Genomic DNA, 23064 nt, shown 5'->3' with positions numbered 1-23064 from the left:
TGCTGTCAGGCCGCGCTGCAATTATTCCGGCATTACGTTTATGCCGAGCGCTTGCGCGATCTGCGGCAGCTCGGCAATACTCTCGGCCTGCAATTTTTTCTTGATTTGGGTGGCGTAATTGGCGACGGTCTTATAGCCAAGACAGAGCTCCCCGGCAATTTTCTGCACCGTCAGGCCTTTGGCCAGCAACCTGAATACATCGAATTCCCGCGCCGAGAAGGCGTCGACTATCGCCTGATAATCCTGTCCCGATGATTCCTTCAGCAGTCCGACTTCGATATAGCGTTGCCCCTGCACGATGTTTTCAATCGCTTCAGGCAGAATTTCCGGCGCACTGTTTTTGGTGATATAGCCTTTGGCGCCGGCCGATAACGCCCTGTTCACATAAACCTGTTCATGATGAACGCTGAACACCAGAATGTTGATATGATCATAGCGCTGCAACAGGCGGCGTATCGTTTCCAGTCCGCCGATACCGGGCATCGATAAATCCATCACGACGATATCGGGCTGCAAATCCTGATACAGTTGAATCGCCTGCTCGCCGCGCTCGGCTTCGCCGCAGACATCCATGCCCGCCACCGCCGACAGCAGCATCTTGAAGCCGGCTCTGACCACGGCATGGTCGTCGACTAACAGTACTTTAATTTCATTCGTCATCGATCTTCTCGGTTCATAGCGAGCGATATTGTAACGCGACCGGCGCGGATGTAACGACTTAGCTTGCTCGGACAGCATTGAATCATCGTCCGACGGTTAATCGCTGCTGTTTCAGTCGGCGAAAACACCAACCCAGTCGAGCCAAAATTCTTTAACCGCCGACCGTCAAAAAAACGCACAATTTATCACATCATTTGCCAGTTGTTTATACAAAAAATCGCTAACTGCCGATAACGATTAAAAATTTTGCAGTTACCCACAAAACCTGTGGATAACTTTGTGGATAGCATGTCCAAATCGGTCCTGAGACCACGTATTTATTACAGTTTTGTTAAATTGTATCTTTTTTAGTCAATTAAACTTTATCTATATTTATCAATAAGATAAAAAAGTCAATAGCTATTTTTCAGCTTCTCTGCCCTGTCGACGGCAAAAAGATAGCGAGCAAAAACCATTTTGTGCATAACACCGACAAATGGATTGATAAACGAGGCAAAAATGCCGCTATCATTGACTCGTTAATGCCTCCATCATCCATAGTCCTATTTCGGTATGGTGGGACAACGTGGAAAAACGGCGGACATGGCGTTCCGGTCCCCAGGCAATCACCGGCACCGGCGTATGGGTATGCGTGCCGGTCGCCCAGACGATATTTTGCTGTTTGGCCAGCGCCCGCCCGATCAGGTCCAGATGGACACCGTCGCCGTAAACATAAAATTCTTCGAAATCATCGACTTTGGGAAATTGCTTCGCCTTCAGATAGCGATGGCCCGGCCTGTAATAGGCGTTGGCTTCTTTTTCCAGTATCCTGCCCGCCGCCAGTTTGTCGATTTTATAGGCGCTGTTGGCATTTATCGCGGCCAACAATGAATCTGCGTCCGGCGCCGCCCTTTCGCCCTTGGCCTGACGCCAGATCTGATAAAAACTCTTTTTCTGGGCGTAAAGACGGTCCAATACGACCGGGTCGGCGAAATTGAAATTCGGTTGGTAGAGATGCTCGGCGAACGCCGCTCCGGGCAAAGGCTTGGCCTCGGGAACACGATAGCGACTATAGCTGAAACCGAAGCCGCCGGTTTCATGATCGGCGGTGATGATGACCAGGGTATCCTGGCGATGTTTCGCCCAGGCAAACACCGCGGCCACGGCCTGTTCGAATCGTATCATTTCATGCAGTAGCTCGCCGGCGTCATTATTATGTCCCGCCCAATCGATCTGGCCGCCTTCGACCATCAGAAAAAATCCGTTTGGATTTTGTTCCAGACCCTCCAGCGCCTTTTTCGTCATCTCGGCCAGCGAAGGCTGGTGAGGATTGCGTCGATGATGATCGTCCAAGGCATCCTGCATCGCCGAGGAGGCGAACAAGCCCACTATTTTTCCTCCCTTCGCCTGTTGCAGCTGCCTGCGGTTGAAGGCCAGCGCATAACCCTGACGCCTAGCCTGCTCCAGCAGGTTGTGTTGGTCCCGTCTGGCCGAGACCAATTCGATGGCCGGCTCATCGATCAAGCGGGCGATAGCCGCCCTAGTCTCAGCCATTGTGTTGACCGACTGTGGCAGCCAATGACGCAAGCCGCCGGATAACATCACATCAACCTGATTGCCGCTCAGCATCTCGTCGGCAATCGCATTTTCCAGCGAACGGTGGCGTTGATGGCTGGCAAAGGCCGCGGGTGTCGCATGAGTGATGCGGGTGTCGGAAACCAGGCCCGTCGCCTTACCCTGCTGTTTGGCCTTTTCCAATATCGTTTCGACCGGATTACCCCACTGATCCAGACCGATCATTTCACTATTGGAACTGATGCCGCTGGCCAGCTGCGAAGCAGAACAGGCGGAATCGACGACCAACGCATCGGCCGGCCCATTTGACGACAGGCCGACTAAGCCCTGCTCGGCAAAACGGTCAAACGCCGTCTTGCCATTTTGAGCGAGATAGCGAGAAGACTGAGCTCGGCGGGCATATTCTCGCAGCAGCCCTAGTTGTTGAGGCCCCATGCCGTCGCCGATCATCAGAATCAGATTTTTAACCGGCTGGCGAACCTGCCTGTCTTGTTTAACCAGCGGTTGACTGCAAGCCGTCAGCAGCAATCCGTAACTGATGGCAATAAAAATTAACAAACGTTTCATGATTGTTTCCATATTCTCACCTCAAAGAAAAAGGGGACAGGCTACTTTAAAATCAGACTACTTTAGATAAATCCGTTAAAATCATCGTAATGCTAGCTCTAACAGAGGTGAAATATGCCCCGTATAGCGCGCGGAGAGAAGGCAGGCGGAATTTACCATATCATCAACCGCGGCAATAGGCAGATGCGAGTCTATGATGATGAAGAGGACTATGACTATTTTCTGGAACTGCTGAAAACCGCCAAGCAAAAAGAAGCTATCGAGATCCATGCCTATTGCCTGATGCCCAACCACTTTCATTGTATGCTGGTTCCTCATCGGGAAAAAAGCCTCAGCCGGTTCATGCAGTGGGTGTTGACATCGCATGTTCGCTATTACCATAAAAAGAACAATACTTCCGGCCATGTATGGCAAGGACGCTACAAAAGCTTTATTGTCGAACGGGAAAGCTACTATATCACGCTGATGCGTTACATCGAAGCGAACGCCAAAAGGGCGAACCTGGTCAAGAACGCCGAAGATTGGCCCTATAGTTCTCTCTATGAACGTCTTCATAAAAACAGGGATCTGCTCAACACTTCCTTGATAAAGCCAAACGATGCCTGGACAGGCTATGTCAATAAACCTATCTACGCCAAAGAACTGGTTAAAATACGCAACAGCGTCAATCGTCAAGCTCCGCTGGGTGTTGAACATTGGCAGCAGAAGACGGCAGCGGAATTTGGCCTTTTGTCGACACTCAATAAGCGTGGAAGACCGAACAGAAAGTGAAGATGAAAATTAAAGTAGCCTGTCCCCTTTTTTTGTTGTTGATTGTATACGGGTGTACGCCGGTCGTGATCAAACCCGGGCCGGATGTCGGCCATGGTTATTTGACGGAGCATGCCTTTGTTACCGAGGACGGCGTGAAATTAGCTTTGCGAAGCTGGCAGGCGAACGATATCGAGGCGGTGTTGATCGCCCTGCATGGTTTTAATGATTACCGGAATTTTTTCGATAAACCCGGCGACTATTTTGCTCGGCGCAACATCACCTCCTATGCCTATGATCAGCGCGGCTTCGGCGAAAGTCCCAAGCGCGGTTACTGGAGCGGCATCGAAACCTATTGCGAAGATCTAGCCACATTCGTAAACCTGATCAAAGCTCGCCATCCCGATACGCCTGTTTATCTGCTCGGTGAAAGCATGGGGGGAGCGGTGATCATCAACACGATGACGCGATCGATAAAACCGCGGGTCAACGGCATCATCCTGGCCGCGCCTGCCGTCTGGGGTAGAAAAACCATGCCTTGGTACCAAACCGCCTTGCTTTGGTCGTTATCGCACAGCCTGCCCTGGCTGACGCTGACCGGCGAGGACCTGGAAATTACCCCTTCGGACAACATCGAGATGCTGAAGGCCCTGGGTCAGGACCCGTTGGTGATCAAAAAAACCCGGGTGGACGCCATCTACGGCTTGACCAACCTGATGGACCAGGCGCTGGACAATGCGGAATTACTGAACGTCGACACGCTGATATTGTACGGGGAAAAGGATGAAATCATACCGCGACAGCCGACCTATCTGTTTTTGCGGAATTTGCTGAGCGCCGACCCGAGCGATAAAACCATCGCCTTCTATCAGGACGGTTACCACATGCTGTTGCGAGATCTGCAGGCGCCGGTTTTATGGCGTGACATCGCGGCCTGGATCGAATCCAGCACGATACCCCTGCCTTCCGGCGCCGATAAGCGCGCTCAGCAGATGCTGAACATCAACACCCTTTCCCTGTCCAGCAACTAACAATTCTCAGCCGAATGTTGAACCGTTCCAGCCCCAGTGTTCGGCCGGACAGTTGCTGAATTCGATATAAACCCGGTCCGGCGCTAATTGCAGCCGGGTTTGCAGCACCTGACTGATAGACGCGGACAAGGCCTTGACCTGGGCCGAGGTCAAGCCGATGCTCTTGCATTCCAGATACGCCAACGGCTCGTCGGTGCCGGAAAAAAGCATCGTCCGCCCGGAACTCATTTCCACCATGACATAGCGCTCGGGTTTACCGGTCTCGCTGGCAAGCATTTGCGACAACTCCGCAAGCAACTTCGGCGATTGTTCCTGACTGACGGCAATATTGGTTTTCAGTTTCAAGTATGGCATCGTTTCTCCTCAACGGTTTGATGATTACGGACAAGGGTTCGGATAACGTCGATGAATCTCCTCGATGTCCTGCAATAACTCCTCGTTCAATTCCAACTCGACGCTGGCGAGGTTTTCCTTTAATTGCTCCAGATTGGTTGCGCCGATAATCGTCGCGCCGACGAAAGGCCGGCTGTTGACGAAGGCGAGCGCCATCTGCGCAGGCGACAATCGATGTTTGCGCGCCAGTGCGACATAATCGGCGGTGGCGGCGACGCCGTTGTCGGTGGAATAACGCTGATAGTTATTGAACAGACTGAGACGAGCCTGCTCCGGCTGCTGACCGATGTACTTTCCGGTCAACACGCCGAATCCCAACGGCGAATAAGCCAACAGAGGCAATTGTTCCTGCCGACTGATTTCCGCCAAACCGACCTCATAGCTGCGATTGAGCAAACTATAGGGATTCTGTATCGAGACGATGCGCGGCAAATCCAGTCTTTCACTGCAGCGTAGATATTCCATCACCCCCCAAGGCGTTTCATTGGAAACACCAACATATCTGACCTTGCCGGCCTTCACCAAATCCGCTAACACCTGCAGGGTTTCTTCGATCGTCGTCGGCGGCGATTGTTGCGCATATTGATAACCGAGCTTGCCGAAAAAATTGGTTTGCCGATCAGGCCAGTGCAGCTGATATAAATCCAGATAACCGGTTCGCAGCCGGCGCAGGCTGTCGTCTATCGCTTGCTCAATGTTGGCCCGGTCCAAACAAGCCCGGCCGTTACGGACATAGGACATCCACTCGGCCTGGCCGATCACCTTGGAGGCGAGGATGATTCGATCGCGTTTGCCGGTTTTATGCAGCCAATTACCGATGATGCGTTCGGTTTCGCCATAGGTTTCCGCGCGCGGAGGAATGGCGTACATTTCCGCCGTATCAATAAAATTGACGCCGTGATCCAGCGCCATATCCAGTTGAGCATGCCCTTCCGCCTCGTTATTCTGCTGACCGAAAGTCATCGTGCCCAAACAAATTTCGCTGACCTTCAGGTCGGAACGGCCCAATAGTCGATAACGCATGATGATAATCCACTGCTCCTGAAAAGGCTTCCATATTATCAGACCAGCAAAAGAATGACATGCTGAGTATGCTGCAACAGCAATTCCCACTTTGGCGTTCAAAAATACTCAAATTGGGAATTGCTGATGCTGCAGATCGACGCACCACATTCACGCATCCACGACCCCATTTGGTGCAAATCAATCAACTGTCGCTTAAACCGATGATCTAGTAACGCACGCTAGGGCGCCTCACATACCAGGTCCATGTTAGCAAGGCATATTTATTGCTTAAGCCCTGTTTTCAATCGCAGCCTTACAGAACCATAACTTCAATAAACCGCGCAACACCATGCAAGCATTCTTAAATAAACATTCCAATACCCTGATGCAAGCCATGCCTTTAGTGCAAAACTATGAAAAGCGCTTGGACTCGCTGAACAACTGGTGGGGGAAAATCGCCTTAATTGGCAAAATCAACAGCCACAACATCGCTTCGACGATACTGGAAGACATGCAGCGCACCAAGGATAAATTCGGCGAGTTGCAGAACAAATTGACCGATAACCTGTTATTGGAAAATCTGCAAAAACTGACTCTCGATAACGCCTCGAAGGCCCAGGTGGCGGTCGATATCCTGATTCGAAACCTGTTTGAACGCACCGCCGATGTCGGTTTTTTAGCCACCGACGACGATATACGCTCATTTTTATCGGCGACAGGCGACATCGACGAGTCATTCATAGCCTTGCGCCTGCAAGAGTATGTGAAAAAATATTCCGTTTATGACGAAATCATCATTTTGGATACCCATGGCAACGTCAGGGCCCATCTGGATCACGCTAACCCGATTAAGCATTCGAAAGATGCTTTGATTCGGGAAACCCTGAACAGCGATACGGAGTATGTCGAAACCTTTCGCTACAGCGATCTGCAATCGAATAAGCCGCATTCATTGATCTATTCCAGCAAAATTACCGCAACCAATGACGCAGCCTCTGAAGTTCTGGGCGTTCTATGCCTTTGTTTTCGTTTCGACGATGAGATGACGGGGATCTTCGACAATTTAATGCGGCCCGACGATATCGGGGTGCTGATGATACTGGACAAACGGGGCAAGGTCATCGCCAGCAGCGACAATAACAAGATACCGCCGGCCGCGACCCTCAATACCCATGATCCGCTGAGCATCGTGACGTTTAAAGGCCAGAAATACATCACCAGCACCTGCCGGACCAACGGTTATCAGGGTTTTTTCGGCCTGGGCTGGCGGGGTCAGATGATGACACCGTTGAATCTGGCCTTTAAAGACGATCAAAAACAACGCGATAACGGCCGGAATTATGCGGAGATCATCAATCAGGCCAGCCATTTTACTCCGGAGTTAAAAGAGATCCGTCAAGCATCGCTGGACGTCAACACGGATTTGAGTTTGCTGGTGCTGAACGGCCAGATCACATCGGCCCGCAAGAATGCCGCCGAATTCATGCCGGTCTTGGACGCCATCAAGAAGATCGGCTCCGACATAGCCGACATCTTTACCGAATCGGTCGATTCGCTGCAAGAAGTGACGGTCATGTCGTCCCATCTCGACAATGCCGGCTTTCTGGCCGCCCTGGCGGTCGATATCATGGACCGCAACCTCTACGAACGCGCCAATGATTGCCGTTGGTGGGCCTTGACCACCGAATTCAGACGGATCTTGAATCAGGCCGAAATAAACAATGAAGACAAACAGCATATCGCCAATATCCTATGCTACATCAATGACTTATACACCGTTTACACGAATCTTTATGTCTATGACCAAAAAGGGGAGATCTTAGCGGTTTCCAACCCGAGCGAACAACATATCGTCGGCCAGCTGTTGCCTGAACAGACGGCGGCCTATAACGCATTGAGAATCCACGATAGCCAGCAATACGCCGTTTCGCCGTTTGTCGAATCCAGTTTTTATGGCGGCCGCCATACCTATATCTACAATGCCTCGATTAGCGAGCTGAATCATAGCGCCAACATTCTCGGCGGCATCGGCATCGTCTTTGACAGCGAGCCGCAATTCCGCTCGATGCTGGAAGACGCCTTGCCACGCAATAAAAAAGGCCGGCTGATCGACGGCTGTTTCGCGCTTTTCGCCGACAGGCAACAAACCATCATCGCCGTCGCCAATCATGCCGAGTTACGCAGCGGCGCCCGGCTGGAGCTAGCGGAACGCTATTTTAACTTAACGGCGGGCCAGCGTGCGTCGGAAGTCATCGACTACCAAGGCAAAAAATACATCCTGGGCATCGCCGTATCGCAAGGCTATCGTGAATACAAAACGGTCGACAATTATCGCAACGATGTTGTCTGTCTGCTCTTCATTCCCTTTTAAGCCAGCCATTCCGAATTTGAAAAAAGAGGGCTTAGGGTGTGTTCGGCTAGGATGTCGGCGGCAGGTGCGAACAGGGTCAGGTCTAGATTTATAGCTGTTTTATCAAAAATAAAGAGGGTAAACTCATTATCGCTTTAAATTTCGAGTGTTGGTTATAGCTATTTTTCTAGACCTGACCCTAACCACGCTCTGAATAATTACCCATGCATAAACAATTACTGTTATTGCGCCATGGCAAATCGGATTGGCGTGTCGATGTCGACGATTTCGACCGCCCGCTGAAAAAACGCGGCAAACTCGGGGCCAAGCGCATCGGAATTTGGCTGAAAGATCGACAGTTGATCCCCGATTATATCGTCAGTTCACCGGCGGAAAGAGCTAAAGCGACCGCTAAACGATTAAGCAAGGCGATTGAGTTGGACACGCGGTCTATACATTATGATCCTCGCCTCTATGAGGCCGGTCTAGGCGACCTGAAGGCGGTGCTGAGCGATTGCCCTGCGGGCGCCGAACGGGTGTTATTGGTCGGCCATAACCCCGGCCTGGAACAGCTGCTGCTTTATCTCCAGGCGGGAACCTTGGCGCCTCCGAAAGACGGCAAATTGCTGGCCACCGCGACACTGGCAATGTTGAATATGCCGGATGACTGGACGAAACTGGCTAACGGCGCCGCCCAGCTCGTTAGCCTTATCCGCGCCTCGTCATTGTCTTGAAAAAGGCCGAGGAGCCGCCTCGTTCAAACTGAAACGGAGCCCTAAGGCTCCGTTTCTGTCTTATTCCTCAGCGGCGACGCTGATTTTTTTCGGTTTGACCGCTTCCCGCTTCGGTATCACGATTTCCAGCACGCCATTTTTTGATTTTGCGGTAATCGCCTCGGCATCCGCGGTATCGGGCAAGCTGAAGCGACGATAAAACGAGCCGGAAGTCCGCTCGATGCGCTTGTAACCTTCTTTTTCGGTGCTAGTTTCGCTTTCCTTTTCACCCTTGATCGTCAGCACGCCTTCTTCCATGCTGACATCCATATCTTCCGGTTTAACGCCGGGGATATCGGCATATAAGGTGAAACGATCGTTATCCTCTTTAATATCCACCGCCGGCGCCCATTCCGCGGTCGCGATGGAGCCGCCTTCGGTATCGCCTTCGTGCATGCGATCCAGTTCACGCTGCAATTGATTCAACAGGTTCCAGGGTTCGTAACGTGTAATAGCCATATTATTCTCCAGTTAGTTGCGGAAAAACTTCACTATGCATTATCTGCATACGATGGAACGAGGCGAATTGATCTCACCTCGTTTCATTATTCACTTGGAAAACGTTTTCAGCAATGAATATGGCATCTTTTTTTTGGTTTTCAACCCACCCAGACTCTGGCGTTTCTAAACATCCTCATCCAGGCGCCGTCTTCGCGCCAATCATCGGGATGCCAGGAATTCTGCAGCGTCCTGAAACAGCGTTCCGGATGCGGCATCATGATCGTGAATCGGCCGTCGAGCGTCGTCAAGCCGGTGATGCCGAACGGCGAACCGTTAGGATTGGCCGGGAAGTCGGTCGTCACCCGGCCGTAGTTATCGACATAACTCAAGGCCACCTGGGCCTCATGCGGATCACCGGAGAATTCGGCGCGTCCTTCCCCATGCGCAACAACTACCGGCAGCATCGATCCGGCCATGCCCTGCAACAGGATCGACGGCGATTCCTGCACCTTGACCATCGCGACGCGCGCTTCGAACTGCTCGGAATCGTTGCGTTTGAAAGCCGGCCAATGCTCGGCGCCCGGTATGATTTCCTTCAGTCCGGACATCATCTGACAACCGTTACAGACCCCTAATCCGAAGGTGTCTTGACGCTGGAAGAATGCGGCAAATTCATCGCGCGCCTGATCATTGAACAGGATCGATTTGGCCCAGCCGCCGCCGGCGCCGAGCACGTCACCATAAGAGAAACCGCCGCAGGCAACCAGACCGGTGAAGTCGCGCAGCGTCACGCGGCCATGAATGATGTCGCTCATATGCACATCGATCGCCTTGAAGCCGGCGCGGTCGAAGGCGGCCGCCATTTCGACATGGCCATTGACGCCCTGCTCGCGCAAGATCGCCACCTGCGGCCGTTCGGCGTCGGCAAATCGGGACGCGACATCGTCATTGACGTCGAAACTCAGGCTTGCCGACAACCCCGGATCATTGTCATCGGCGATGCGTTCGAACTGTTTTCTGGCGCAATCGGGATTATCCCGCAAGGCCTGCATCCGGTAGCTGAGCTCCGACCAGGTTTGCTGCAGCTCGGCCCGATTATTGGCATAGATCGTCTGACCTCGATGAGATATCGTCAGCTGCTGGCGATCCGTCACGCGTCCGATTTGATGGCTGCAATGGCCTAAGCCGGCTTGTTCCAGCCGATCCAAGACATACGCGCAATCGGCGCTGTTAACCTGGATCACCGCGCCCAATTCCTCGTTGAACAAGGTCGCCCAGGCATCATCACCTAGACTGTCTAAATTTAGCTCCGCACCTTGACGGCCGGTGAAGACCATTTCCGCAACGGAAGCCAACAAGCCGCCGTCGGAACGGTCGTGATAGGCGCGCAACTTGTCTTCGCCGTTCAGGGCCTGGATGACCTCGAAAAAGGCCTTCAATAAGGCCGCATTAACATCGGGCGCTTCATTGCCCAACTGCTTGTAAACCTGAGCCAGCACCGAACCGCCTAGACGGTTTTTGCCTTCGCCCAAGTCGATCAACAACAAGTCGCTGTCGCCAGCTTGCAATTGCGGAGTCAGCGTCCGACTGATATCGGCCACCGGCGCAAAGGCGGTGATAATCAATGACAGCGGCGACGTCATCGTTTTCTCGCCGCTAGCGTCCTTCCACACCGTCTTCATCGACAACGAGTCTTTGCCGACCGGTATCGCGATGCCCAGTTCAGGACACAGCTCCATACCGACCGTCTTGACGGTATCGAACAACGCCGCATCCTCGCCTGCGCTGCCGGCCGCCGCCATCCAGTTGGCGGAAAGTTTCACCTTGTTCAGCGATTCGATGCGAGTCGCCGCCAGGTTGGTTAACGCTTCGGCGATCGCCATGCGGCCGGAAGCCGGCGCATCGATCAAGGCCAGCGGCGTCCGCTCGCCCATCGCCATCGCCTCGCCGGTCAAGGCCTGAAAGCCTGTCGCGGTCACCGCGACATCGGCCACCGGCACCTGCCAAGGACCGACCATCTGATCCCTGGCCACCAACCCGGTCACCGAGCGGTCGCCAATATGAATCAAAAAGCTTTTGTCGGCCACGGCCGGGAAAGACAGCACGCGCTTGACGGCGTCATCCAGCGATAAACCGGTCAAATCCAGCCCCGCCAGCGTTTTGTCCTGATGGCTCACATCGCGATGCATCTTCGGCGGCTTGCCGAACAACACCGACATCGGCAGATCGACGGGCTTGCCGCCCAGCCAGGAGTCGCTCAGCGTCAGATGCTCTTCGTCGGTGGCTTCGCCGATCACCGCATACAAGCAATGTTCGCGCTCACAGAACGACTTGAACAGCGCCAGCGATTCCGGCTTGATCGCGACGACATAGCGTTCCTGGGCTTCGTTACACCAAATCTGCATCGGCGACATGCCTTTGTCGGCGTTCTGCACGTCGCGCAATTCGAAGCGGCCGCCGCGATCACAGTCATGGATGATTTCCGGCACCGCATTGGATAAGCCGCCGGCGCCGATATCGTGTATCGAAACGATCGGGGTGTCGTCGCCCAGCGAGTTACAATGGTTGATCACTTCCTGACAACGCCGTTCCATTTCCGGATTCTCGCGCTGCACCGAAGCGAAATCGAGCTCCTCGGCGCTTTCGCCCGAGGTTTGCGATGACGCCGCGCCGCCGCCCAGGCCGATCAGCATCGCCGGACCGCCGAGTATGATGATCAATGAACCGGCCGGGATCGGCTGTTTGTCGACCAGCATCGGACGGATATTGCCCATGCCGCCGGCAATCATGATCGGCTTGTGATAACCGCGATAGGCGTTAGTCTCGCCGGTTTCGGAGGGCTGTTCGAAAGTGCGGAAATAACCGGCGATATTGGGGCGGCCGAATTCATTATTGAACGCCGCGCCGCCAATCGGCCCTTCCAGCATGATATCCAAGGCCGAGGCGATCCGTCCCGGCTTGCCGAAATCCTCTTCCCAAGGCTGTGGGTAACCGGGAATCTTCAGATGCGAGACGCTGAAACCGGTTAAGCCGGCCTTGGTAGCTGAGCCCCGGCCGGTTGCGCCTTCGTCGCGAATTTCGCCGCCGGAACCGGTCGCCGCGCCCGGATGCGGGGAAATTGCGGTCGGATGATTATGGGTTTCCACCTTCATCAACAGATGCGCCTGCTCTTCGACATAGCCGTATTCGCCGCTCGCGGCGTCGCGGACAAACACTTGACCGCGACTGCCTTCGACCACCGAGGCATTGTCGCTGTATGCGGATAAGATGCCCGCCGGACTCTGCTCGGCGGTATTCCGTATCATGCGAAACAATGACTGCGCTTGATCCACGCCATCGATGGTCCAGCTGGCGTTGAATATCTTGTGCCGGCAATGTTCGGAATTGGCTTGGGCGAACATCATCAGCTCGACATCGGTCGGATTTCGGCCCAAGCGACTAAAACTATCGGTCAAATAATCGATTTCGTCATCCGACAAGGCCAGCCCAAGTTCGCTATTGGCGGCCACCAAGGCCGCCCTGCCCTGTTCGATGATCGCCACCGTTTGCAGCGGTTTTGGCTCATGCTCTTCGAACAGGTTCAAACCTTCGGCGCTGTCGACGACGCTCTGTATCATGCGGTCATGAATCAGCGCATGAATCTGTTCGCGGGTTTCGCTCGCCAAGGCGTTTTTGCCGTCAATACGATATTCGATGCCGCGCTCGATGCGTCTGATTTTTCCCAGTCCGCAACGCTCGGCGATTTCGCTGGCCTTGCTGGACCACGGTGAAATGGTGCCGGGTCGTGGTATCACCAACAAGGTCTGGCCCTGAATTTCCTCGTCGGGTGCGGCGTAACCGTAATCCAGCAAACGCCGCAGGATTTGCGTTTCCTGTTCGGACAGTTCGGCTGCCGCATCGATGAAATGGATAAAGCGCGCCGTCACCGCTTCGATGCCGGCGTCGAGAGTCTGCAACTCGCCCAGTAATTTGTTAATACGGAAATTTGAAAGTGCGGAGGTTCCGGGAATGATGATCATTTAATTCAGAGGGTTCAGTAAAAGGGTATCGGTTAATCTGGCGACAGCGTCAGCATGGCCGAACGGCTTGGTTATTGCTTTTTATTGGCCAGATCTTCGTTGATCGTATTTTTCAGCAAATTCAGCAACTTCAATCCGGCTCCCTGGGACAATGGGGTGTCGTGCTTATCCAAGACGATCACCTCGGTTAGGCGGGCGTTTTTTTCAGACATTCTGATCCGGAATTCTTTTTCCTGGGCCGGGTCCTCCCCGAAAAAAAACACCAACTCATCCCAGATGGCGCCGTCTTCGACTTTTTGGGCGTCAGGGTCGTACTGCACCACATAAAGATGTTCCTGCTCGTTGCGGCTGGTGATTTCTATCGAATGTCGACTCAGCGCCTTGCCGACAAGACGCCAAGCCCTGACCATCGGCTCTTCGATGCGCAGGCGGGTCGCCCCGCCGTCGAAGTCGACCAGTTCGACAGGAATAAAGTCTTCCGTCGTTTCGACGACGGGTTTAGCGTCCTCGTCATAGACCGGTGATCTCGGCCTAGGCAACGGCTCCGCAACCAGCGGCTTGTCAACGATGGCGTTATTTTGCAAATCGGACGGCAGTTGCAGTGGGGGGATCTGAGTGGTGTACTGATATTCCTTCTGCTTGTCGGGAAAATAACTTTTGATGCGACTGCAAGCGCTGGTATTGACCAACACCGCCGCCCCTAGCACCATTAACCAAGTTGTCGCCTTCATAGACTTATATGACGCCGGCCTGCCGCATCGCTTGCCGCACGGTTTCATAGCAATCTTCCGTCAACCACGTCATCGGCAAGCGGATACCTTGCCCCATCAAGCCCATTTCGGCGACGGCCCACTTGACCGGAATCGGATTGGACTGGATAAACAGCGCCTTATGCAAACCGGCTAATTTTTGGTCGATCGCTTCCGCCGTTTCCCGATCGCCGTTGATCGCCGCGGTCACCATTTCATGCGACAACTTAGGCGCCACATTGCCGGTCACGGTAATACTGCCGTTCCCGCCCAGCAAACAGAACTCGCGGCTAGTTGCGTCATCGCCGGTGTAAATCGCGAAATCATCGCCGGTCAATTGGCGAATCTGCTGTACTCGTTGCAAATCGCCGGTGGCCTCCTTGACCCCGACAATGTTCGCGATCTTCGCCAACCGGCCTATCGTTTCAGGCAACATGTCGCAGGCGGTTCGACCGGGCACATTGTACAAAATCTGAGGAATATCGACCGCTTCGGCCACCGCCTTATGATGCAGATACAAGCCTTCCTGGGTAGGCTTATTGTAATAAGGCGTCACCAGCAGGCAAGCATCGGCGCCGGCCTGCTTGGCCCGTTCAGTCAGATCGATCGCCTCGCGGGTTGAATTAGCCCCGGTGCCGGCAATCACGGGCATTCTACCGTCGACATATTCGACGACCGACTCGATGAAATCACAATGCTCATCCTCATCAAGGGTTGCCGATTCGCCCGTCGTTCCTACCGCGACCAGCGAATCTGTGCCTTGCTCGATATGAAACTCAACCAGCTTCTTCAGACTGGCCTTATCCACGCTTCCATCTTCATTCATCGGCGTTACTAAAGCAACGATACTACCTTGAATCATGCAAATCTCTCGTCCACAAATAAAACATTAAAAAGGGGGTAACTATTCAGTGTTTTCCGCGTTGAGACAAAGGGCATTGATGTTGCCGTTTCCGGCAGTTTAAAATCGTGCGCATACGTCCTTATCAACACTGACTGCAACGTCCGACCGCCAGGGACGGCGAAAGGGCGGCCCGATCAACCAATGCCCCGCTCCATTCTCTATAATTTTGCTGAATAGATACAAAACCTGAATATTATAACAAGCAAAACTTGAAAACTCAGCCAATTTAAAGCATTAACCCGCCCAGAAAACAGAAACAGACAAACAATATATTTATAACTGTATCTATTATAGTATAATGCTCTGTTATCTTTGCTTCAGGCAAAGTCTCCATTTTATTTTGCAGGTTTTTTTCATGCCCGAAACCAATTCCACCGTCCCTTCTTTTCAAGAACTGAGTTTGTCCGCCCCGGTATTAAAAGCTCTTGAAAGCGTCGGTTACGAAACCCCATCACCGATACAGGCGCAAATCATCCCCTTTGTCTTGGCCGGCCGCGATGTGCTCGGACAAGCGCAAACCGGCACCGGCAAAACCGCCGCTTTCGCCCTCCCCATATTGTCGCGCCTGGATATCAGCCAAAAAAACCCGCAAGTCTTGGTGTTAGCGCCGACCCGCGAACTGGCGATACAGGTGGCCGAAGCCTTTCAACGCTACGCCTCAAAACTGAACGGCTTCCATGTTTTGCCCATTTATGGCGGACAGGATTATAGCACTCAGTTGCGGCAATTGAAGCGCGGCGTCCATGTCGTCGTCGGCACGCCGGGCCGGGTCATGGATCATATGCGCAAAGGCACGTTAAAATTGGACCAGCTCAACACTCTGGTCTTAGACGAAGCCGATGAAATGTTACGCATGGGCTTTATCGACGATGTCGAATGGATCCTGGAACAAACGCCGAAGGGCCGGCAAACGGCTCTATTTTCGGCGACCATGCCGACGGCCATCCGTAAAATCGCCCAGAAATACCTGGATAATCCGGAACAAGTCACCATCAAGGTTACCACCACGACTGCTGAAAATATCCGTCAACGTTATTGGTTCGTCAGCGGCACGCATAAACTAGACGCATTGACCCGCATTCTGGAAGCGGAGAGTTTTGACGGCATGATTATTTTCGTCAGAACCAAGACGGCGACCGTGGAACTGGCGGAAAAACTGGAAGCGCGCGGCTATTCGGCCTCGGCGATCAATGGCGACATGTCACAGGCGTTACGGGAACGCGCCATCGACAACTTAAAAAACGGCAAACTCGATATCTTGATCGCCACCGATGTCGCCGCACGCGGCCTGGATGTCGACCGAATCACTCATGTCGTCAACTACGATATTCCTTACGACACCGAATCCTATATACACCGCATCGGCCGGACCGGCCGCGCCGGCCGAACCGGGGACGCAATTTTATTTGTATCGCCTCGAGAAAAACGCCTGCTCGGCAATATCGAACGCGCCACCCGGCAAAAAGTCGAGGAAATGCAACTGCCTTCGACGGAGTTCATCAACAATGAGCGCATCAAACGCTTTAAGCAACGCATCAGCGACACGCTGGCCAGTGAAGAATTAAGCTTTTTCATCCAACTGATCGAACAGTATCAACTTGAACACGATGTGCCGGCCGTCGATATCGCCGCCGCCTTGGCCAAACTGTCTCAAGGAGACACGCCTCTGCTATTGAAAGAACTGCCAAAGAAATCGCGCAATCGCCAGGAAGCGCCTAAAGGTCAAAAAGAATCAGGACCGAAAGAGCGACAGGCGAGAAAGGAAAGAAGCGGCCGCATGGCGATGGAGATTTTTCGTTTAGAGGTCGGTCGCAATGATGGCGTCAAGCCTGGCAATATCGTTGGCGCCATCGCCAATGAAACCGGCATCGACGGCGAACACATCGCGCAAATCAAAATCGAAGAGAATTACAGCACGGTGGAACTGCCGGCCGGCATGCCGAAAGAGCTGTTCAACGCCTTGAAAAAAGTTCGCGTCGTCGGTCGTCCGCTGAACATATCGCGCATGGACAAGGCGTTAATCAAGAAGGCCAAAAGCAAGAAACGCGTCGGCTCGAAATCCAGACGCAGCAAAAACAAAGCGGCGGATTAAGCCGCAGCGCCACAAAGAGAAGAGAGCTCGGTGCGCAATGCGCACCCTCCGAAACGCCTTCCCAAGATTCTGAAGAAAGCGCCATGAAGCGCATGAATATAGAATCATGCGCTTCATGGCAAAATCAGCCAGCAATTCCCACTTTGGCGTTCAAAAAGGGCATGGGGTGTGTTTGGCGAGGATGTCGGCAGCAAGGATGCTGCCGTCAAGCCCCCAGGGATGGGTTTACCCAGCACCTAAATTCCATGGCTACTGGACTATATTTTACATTCCAGCATAATTTAGGTGCTGGGTGAACGGCGCTCCTCGACAGACACACCCCATGCCCTAAACCCCGCAAAAATACTCAAACTGGGAATTTCTGCAAATCAGCGGTTTTAACTTGCATTCGAGACTTATTTACCGCCTCGGCGCCGTAAATTGCCGAATTCGGGACCCGGGAAACAATCCCTTAATGCCAACCGCCATATTGCTTCGTGGGGTCGCCACGAAAACCGGTCGTCGTTTTATTGGCGTCAGGCACGCCGACGGTGCTATCGGCGGCTAACACCATGTTGGAATACGTATAGCCGCCCAATTCTTTGGCGCGTTTGGCGATGGTTGTGGTTAACGGGGTGATATCGTAGCTAGACACTGCCGCGGAAACGCCAACCGCTTTCAACGGCTCCGCCATCCCTTTGACACGAATACTCAAGACGACCGGCAACTCGGTGCCCGCTGGAACTTCTACCGAGTAATGCTTGCTGTTGTTGAGCTGGGTCGTCGCAACAATACGCCCAGAACTATCCGCGACTTTAACTTCCCCCTCTAATACAGGACCGTTTTCATCCATAACCACGCCTTCCAACGTTATTGCTTGCTTATAGCTTTGCACCGGCATCTTGATGGCGGGTTTATTCGATTTCTGGCTGTCACAAGCCGCCAGAAATAAACTCATGACCGCTAAGGCGAGCAAGCTCTTAATCGTTTGATTTTCAATATAAGTCTGCATACACTGTTCCTCTCTTTTTGCATCGAAGCCATAAGATCTCAGCCCCCTGACACATAGTCAATATTATTCTGTCGGCAATTGTAAATGCGTTGACCCCTTTTGTTCTACTTTCGTTGCTATAATTTGCATTACCCTTTCTTTTTTCGCCTTACAAATCATCCAGCGGACTAACGACCCCCTCCCCACCCAACTGTAAAACATGCGTATAAATCATTGTCGTTTCTAAATCCTTGTGTCCAAGCAACGATTGAATGGTCCGAATATCAGTACCGCGCTGCAACAAATGGGTGGCAAAGCTATGGCGAAAAGTATGCGCACTCACTTTTTTCGTGATGCCTGCTTTAACTACCGCCTGTTTAATGGCTTTATTCACCACCGATTGATCAATATGATGCCGCCGAGTAACCCCGCTACGCGGATCGACAGATAAATTACGACTGGGAAAAACATACTGCCACGACCACGCTTTTTCCGCATTTGGATATTTTCTCTCCAACGCATAGGGTAAATAAACAGCGCCCAATCCCAGCGCTAAATCCTGCTCATGAATCGCTTTAACCCGCTCCAAATGATTAAGCAATAAGGGCGTTAAACTTTCTGGGAACGGAGTGACGCGATCCTGCATGCCTTTACCATTGCGTACTGTTATTTGTTTATAACCATAATCAATATCCTGCACGCGTAAACGAACCGCCTCAGTAATCCGCAAACCACTGCCATACAATAACTTTACCAATAATTCTGGCGTGCCTTCCAAAAAAACCAGCACCCGCTTAACTTCTTCGCGCGTCAAGACCACAGGAATTCGCTTTTCTTTACGTGTTCGTGCAGCCTCCACGCCCTCCAAAGGCGATTCAAGTATCCGCCTGTACAAAAAAACTAGAGCATTAAACGCTTGATTTTGAGTAGACGCCGCCACATTCGCCTGAACCGCTAAATGCGTTAAAAAATCCTCAACTTTTTTCTCAGGCTCAATCAATAAAGCACTTCTCTCCTGTAAATGATGAAAACGGATATAGCGCGCCACCCAATCGCAATAGGAGCGCTCAGTATGAATGGAGTAATGCAGACGCTGCATAGTGTTGCGCATTTCCTCCAGCAGGCTTTTTCCGGAATCTAAGGTTGACATAACAATTAAAAGGAATTACTTTTGGTACTATTTTTCATGATTAAGCGGATAATATCAATTATCAGGTTAATTTGACAGGATAAATTGGATAGCAGGCAAAGGTGCCTGATTTGCCGGTCAATACCGTAGAGAAACAAGGCAAAAGGCTAGGATATTAATATCCTGTCAAATGTGCCTAATTTATCGGTGAGTACTGTGGAATATCAGGGCGATTGTGCCTGATAATAATATAGTTATACGCCAACACAGAGTTACAGCATCAACCAAAATTAGGAATAATATGACATACGAAAGTCACGATCTAAAAAAACCCGTTGAATCTGAAGACTATCAGGATTGTTCTGAGTTTGTGGTCTCCTCTATTGAGTCAATTATGAAAGAGGCAATGGATACTGGCCGAAACAGAATAGAAATTAATACAAATCTTAAACTCGGTATTCCGATGGAGAATGTCAATAAAATAGCAGGCCCTTTTGTAGAAGCTTGGGCATTTGAGATTTTTACGGAGTCTCTTGAGGATGGTGAGAATAGATATGACCTAATAAATGTGGAAGCTGGTGAACGCTTAAATATGGCTGATGTCATTCTTCAGTTCAAAAAAACAAGGAAAAGGAGTAGTGCTGTAACAGGTCATGTTGATGTAAAAGCCACATCAAAAGATATAGAAGGAAGCGGTAAATCACCAAACATTACGTCGTATGCAAGAATTAGGAGTGCTTATGTCAAAGATCCTGATTTTATCTTTGTAATTCTTTCAATTAAGCACAGAGTATTTAGTGCTCGTGATGAAGAGACGAAAATGATGATGGGCGTTATGGAAGTGGTTGACTTTAATGCATACGATTTAAAATATTTATCAGACAGTGATATTAGCTACAACCCTGCACTTGGGACAGGTCAAATCCAAGTTAGAGACATTCATTATGTAACAATTGTCAAAAGAACCACATGGGAATTTTGTCAATTACTAGACAAGAATTTTTTGCGTCAAAAAAAGGCTATGGACAATGGCTTGAATATGCAGAACAGAATGGGTGGATAAAGTAAATGAAGTCAATTGATTTACGTTGCGGCGATGCACTTGATCTATTCAAAGAAATAGATAGCAATTCAATTGACGTTGTTATCGCAGACCCACCTTATAACCTTGGTAAAGACTATGGCAACAATCATGATTTGAAGGGGTTTGATGAATATTTAGATTTTTCAAGACTATGGCTATCTGAAGCAAAGCGTGTATTAAAACCTGAAGGCACAATATATGTGTTTATGGGGGTTCGGTTTATTTCCTATTTGTACGACATCCTAGATAGAGATTTAGAGATGTTTTTTAACAGTTGGATAGTCTGGCATTACACGCAAGGTTTAGGAAAAACCAAGGGCTTCTCCCCTAGGCATGATGATATTCTTATGTTCACAAAAACAAATAAGCACACGTTCAATCTGGACAATGTCCGTGTACCTCAGAAATATTATCGTGCTCGCAACAATATGCGTGGTGCTAATCCAGGGGATGTGTGGAAGTTCTCCCATGTACATTACTGTAATCCCAACAGGCAAAATCACCCTACACAAAAACCAGAGGGCTTAATCGAGCGAATGATTTTGGCATCTAGTAATGAGGGAGGGAATATTCTTGACCCGTTTTCTGGAAGCGGAACGACCTTGCGGGTTTGTCAGCAGACTCATAGAAATGCTATTGGATTTGAATTAAATCCAGAATATGTCGAAATGACTCACGCCAGATTAAGGGAGAAGTTTGTAGGCTTTGATAGTGTTGACCCAAGAATGGAGCGTGTACCTAATGATCTCCGAAAGCCAGAAATACGGGACGAATATTTAGAAAATCATATTCATTGGTTCTTGAACAACCATGAAAATGCACTTGAGGTTTTCAAGAAAGCAGTAAAGGAAAAATACGGTGTGGAGGTAAACAAAAAGTCTGACACAACAAAGCAGGCGGACTTATTTTGATTTATCTAAGAGTCCAAACAAACCGAGTTAAACGTAATTATTCAGACACCCTAACAATTGGCAAGGCCGGTACCGGCAAGCCTGACCGCTGACTTGCGATCACTTGTGCCAAATAAATCCACGGTGACTGATTTCTTTTGCGGCAGGTTTCAATGACGCTGATTAAAATAGCGAACACACGCGTCCCATTTTCCGAGCGCGTGCCATAGCAAATGCCGCGTAAAATAACCCAGTGGCGCAACGCTCGCTCCGCTTCATTATTCGTTAAGGGCTGATGCGGTTGATCCAGAACTTGAAAAATAGCTGTCCAGTCATTTAGCATTTCCGTGGCTAATGCTGCTGTTTTCTTATGTTCATGGGTTTTCATTTGTATACACATCTGCTGATAGAGCAGTAATTGCAGGCGATAAGTTTCAGAAAGTGGCGTATCAGGTGGTGTTATTCGCGCTTTGCGTACCGCACCTATCAACACAGCCAGTAAATCGTGCGTTTGTTGACCAAAAGCTGGGCGTCTCTGTTTAAGCTTTCATTGAGCCCTTTCGCTTTACGCAGAAGATGAGCCCAGCAACGTAACCGACTCAGATATTTGCGATAAACCGTGTAGCCATCGCTCATTAACCAACCATTAAAGTCGTCGCCTAAAAGATTTTCCAATAATTCAGCGCTACGCGTAGCAATCCAATAGGCTGTGACGCGATTCGTACTGAACACCCATAACCAAAGAAAAGTCGTGTGCTCCATCCAGGAGGTTTCGTCTACATGCAGCAATTCGCTGTTAATGATTTCTTGTGCAAACTCATCTTCAAGCGGCATAGCCGCTGCGCCACTTTCATGCAGGGTATTATTGATGGTGCCAACACTTAATTTAATACCTAACCAGTCATATAAAAATTCCTGAATACGCTCACGCGATAGGCGCATACGGTAGGCAAGACAAACAATCATTGCTGCCAGTCCAGGCCCCACTAAACGCCATTCAGTTCGGCTAATACCCGGCAATTGAGCATGACTGCTACGACTGACTTCTTTGCGCGTGATATGTCCATTGGCGCACACTACTTCATAGAGAGTGTGCTTGGTATGGGTGACTAGAATGCCTGGATGCTCAACATCGCCCCATTCGACATTGATTGTTTCATACGCGGCATAGGCGATAGCATGACGCGGCTCTAATGTTTGATGGCAGCAGGCACATATTTCAGGGTAATGATCTTGATAGTGGGTAATGGCTAGCTTTTGTGTCCGGCCAAAGCCTTGTGCGCCTGGTTGTTTGCCGGGTTTGCGGGGTTCTTGATGTTCATTGTTAGGATCAGCGGACTGTTGCTGATCTTTTTTAGAAGGCGACGGGGGGGTGACGGTGTCTTCCGTTTCAGCAGACTTATCGATCTCCGTTTGTTCTTGATCGTTTGTATTATCTGTAGCTGCTTTATCCCAAGGCGCTTCGCTGCTAGGTGGACGAGAGCTGTTGCGCGAATTTTGGCTTAAGCGCTCACGCGCTTCTTTTAGGTCGTTAAGTAACTTAATCGATAGGTAACGTAATTCCTCTTCCGGTAAATTGAGAAGCTCGTCTTCATCGATTTGGCTTAGGTCCTGGTTACTGAGTTGCATGGGATAAATACTAAGGCTTCTTAATGGATTTGTACAATGTTCTTGTGTCGGTTTGTCAATTATTTTGTATTTTC

The 23064-nt window shown here is 50.9% G+C and carries 19 protein-coding genes; 7 read left to right on the top strand and 12 right to left on the bottom strand.

Going from position 1 to position 23064, the window contains the following annotated elements; translation table 11 throughout:
• Nucleotides 1–21: 21 nt before the first annotated feature.
• Complete coding sequence (locus Q9L42_RS12375; RefSeq protein ID WP_305910208.1) at nucleotides 22–660, bottom strand: response regulator transcription factor; 639 nt, start codon at nucleotides 658–660, stop codon at nucleotides 22–24.
• Nucleotides 661–1167: 507 nt separating this feature from the next.
• Nucleotides 1168–2781, bottom strand: a complete 1614-nt coding sequence (locus Q9L42_RS12370) for an alkaline phosphatase (RefSeq protein WP_305908091.1) — start codon at nucleotides 2779–2781, stop codon at nucleotides 1168–1170.
• Nucleotides 2782–2895: 114 nt separating this feature from the next.
• Between Q9L42_RS12370 and Q9L42_RS12365 the strand changes: the two genes are divergently transcribed.
• Both Q9L42_RS12365 and Q9L42_RS12360 read left to right on the top strand, forming a co-directional pair.
• The gene (locus Q9L42_RS12365) at nucleotides 2896–3552 is read left to right on the top strand and encodes an REP-associated tyrosine transposase (RefSeq protein ID WP_305908092.1); all 657 of its coding nucleotides are present in this window, start codon (nucleotides 2896–2898) and stop codon (nucleotides 3550–3552) included.
• A 2-nt stretch (nucleotides 3553–3554) separates the two neighbouring features.
• Nucleotides 3555–4562: an alpha/beta hydrolase gene (locus Q9L42_RS12360; protein WP_349431154.1), complete on the top strand. Its 1008-nt coding sequence runs from the start codon at nucleotides 3555–3557 to the stop codon at nucleotides 4560–4562.
• A 6-nt stretch (nucleotides 4563–4568) separates the two neighbouring features.
• Here the strand turns inward: Q9L42_RS12360 and Q9L42_RS12355 are convergent, their stop codons facing one another.
• Entirely contained in the window at nucleotides 4569–4916 is a 348-nt protein-coding gene (locus tag Q9L42_RS12355; protein WP_305908093.1) for a phenylpyruvate tautomerase MIF-related protein, read from the bottom strand.
• A 24-nt stretch (nucleotides 4917–4940) separates the two neighbouring features.
• Entirely contained in the window at nucleotides 4941–5978 is a 1038-nt protein-coding gene (locus Q9L42_RS12350; protein WP_349431153.1) for an NADP(H)-dependent aldo-keto reductase, read from the bottom strand.
• 331 nt (nucleotides 5979–6309) lie between these two features.
• On the opposite strand from Q9L42_RS12350, the gene Q9L42_RS12345 reads away from it, so the two are divergent.
• Nucleotides 6310–8331, top strand: a complete 2022-nt coding sequence (locus Q9L42_RS12345) for a cache domain-containing protein (protein WP_349431152.1) — start codon at nucleotides 6310–6312, stop codon at nucleotides 8329–8331.
• A gap of 203 nt (nucleotides 8332–8534) precedes the next feature.
• Nucleotides 8535–9044: a SixA phosphatase family protein gene (locus Q9L42_RS12340; RefSeq protein WP_305908098.1), complete on the top strand. Its 510-nt coding sequence runs from the start codon at nucleotides 8535–8537 to the stop codon at nucleotides 9042–9044.
• Between the two features lie 60 nt (nucleotides 9045–9104).
• On the opposite strand, the gene Q9L42_RS12335 is transcribed toward Q9L42_RS12340, so the two are convergent.
• The 4 genes from Q9L42_RS12335 to dapA all read right to left on the bottom strand — a co-directional run bounded on the left by Q9L42_RS12335 (nucleotide 9105) and on the right by dapA (nucleotide 15154).
• On the bottom strand, nucleotides 9105–9542 hold the full coding sequence (locus Q9L42_RS12335; RefSeq protein WP_349431151.1) for an Hsp20/alpha crystallin family protein: 438 nt from the start codon (nucleotides 9540–9542) through the stop codon (nucleotides 9105–9107).
• Nucleotides 9543–9682: 140 nt separating this feature from the next.
• On the bottom strand, nucleotides 9683–13543 hold the full coding sequence (gene purL, locus Q9L42_RS12330) for a phosphoribosylformylglycinamidine synthase (RefSeq protein ID WP_305908100.1): 3861 nt from the start codon (nucleotides 13541–13543) through the stop codon (nucleotides 9683–9685).
• A 71-nt stretch (nucleotides 13544–13614) separates the two neighbouring features.
• Nucleotides 13615–14274 carry an outer membrane protein assembly factor BamC gene (bamC, locus tag Q9L42_RS12325; protein WP_349431150.1) on the bottom strand — a complete coding sequence of 220 codons (660 nt, stop codon included), beginning with the start codon at nucleotides 14272–14274 and terminating at the stop codon, nucleotides 13615–13617.
• A gap of 4 nt (nucleotides 14275–14278) precedes the next feature.
• Entirely contained in the window at nucleotides 14279–15154 is an 876-nt protein-coding gene (gene dapA, locus Q9L42_RS12320) for a 4-hydroxy-tetrahydrodipicolinate synthase (protein ID WP_305908103.1), read from the bottom strand.
• A gap of 397 nt (nucleotides 15155–15551) precedes the next feature.
• Between dapA and Q9L42_RS12315 the strand changes: the two genes are divergently transcribed.
• A complete protein-coding gene (locus Q9L42_RS12315; RefSeq protein ID WP_349431149.1) occupies nucleotides 15552–17288 on the top strand; it encodes a DEAD/DEAH box helicase in 1737 nt (578 codons plus the stop codon).
• Between the two features lie 451 nt (nucleotides 17289–17739).
• Here Q9L42_RS12315 and Q9L42_RS12310 read toward each other — a convergent pair whose 3' ends face one another.
• Nucleotides 17740–18279 carry a hypothetical protein gene (locus Q9L42_RS12310; protein ID WP_349431148.1) on the bottom strand — a complete coding sequence of 180 codons (540 nt, stop codon included), beginning with the start codon at nucleotides 18277–18279 and terminating at the stop codon, nucleotides 17740–17742.
• Nucleotides 18280–18427: 148 nt separating this feature from the next.
• Nucleotides 18428–19408: an integron integrase gene (locus tag Q9L42_RS12305; protein WP_305908105.1), complete on the bottom strand. Its 981-nt coding sequence runs from the start codon at nucleotides 19406–19408 to the stop codon at nucleotides 18428–18430.
• Nucleotides 19409–19688: 280 nt separating this feature from the next.
• On the opposite strand from Q9L42_RS12305, the gene Q9L42_RS12300 reads away from it, so the two are divergent.
• Together Q9L42_RS12300 and Q9L42_RS12295 are read left to right on the top strand one after the other, a co-directional pair.
• The gene (locus Q9L42_RS12300; RefSeq protein ID WP_305908106.1) at nucleotides 19689–20450 is read left to right on the top strand and encodes a hypothetical protein; all 762 of its coding nucleotides are present in this window, start codon (nucleotides 19689–19691) and stop codon (nucleotides 20448–20450) included.
• Nucleotides 20451–20455: 5 nt separating this feature from the next.
• Nucleotides 20456–21382 carry a DNA-methyltransferase gene (locus tag Q9L42_RS12295; RefSeq protein ID WP_305908107.1) on the top strand — a complete coding sequence of 309 codons (927 nt, stop codon included), beginning with the start codon at nucleotides 20456–20458 and terminating at the stop codon, nucleotides 21380–21382.
• A gap of 37 nt (nucleotides 21383–21419) precedes the next feature.
• Here the strand turns inward: Q9L42_RS12295 and Q9L42_RS12290 are convergent, their stop codons facing one another.
• Nucleotides 21420–21854, bottom strand: a complete 435-nt coding sequence (locus tag Q9L42_RS12290) for an IS66 family transposase (protein WP_349431147.1) — start codon at nucleotides 21852–21854, stop codon at nucleotides 21420–21422.
• Nucleotides 21848–22990, bottom strand: a complete 1143-nt coding sequence (locus Q9L42_RS12285) for an IS66 family transposase (protein WP_349431146.1) — start codon at nucleotides 22988–22990, stop codon at nucleotides 21848–21850. Before Q9L42_RS12285 ends, Q9L42_RS12290 begins: the two co-directional genes overlap by 7 nt.
• Between the last annotated feature and the right edge of the window lie 74 nt (nucleotides 22991–23064).

This window comes from Methylomarinum sp. Ch1-1 (genome assembly GCF_030717995.2).
In the GTDB taxonomy this organism is placed as follows: Bacteria; Pseudomonadota; Gammaproteobacteria; order Methylococcales; family Methylomonadaceae; genus Methylomarinum; species Methylomarinum roseum.
Note: the sequence above shows the minus strand (reverse complement) of the source record. Positions and strands in the feature narration are given on the sequence as shown.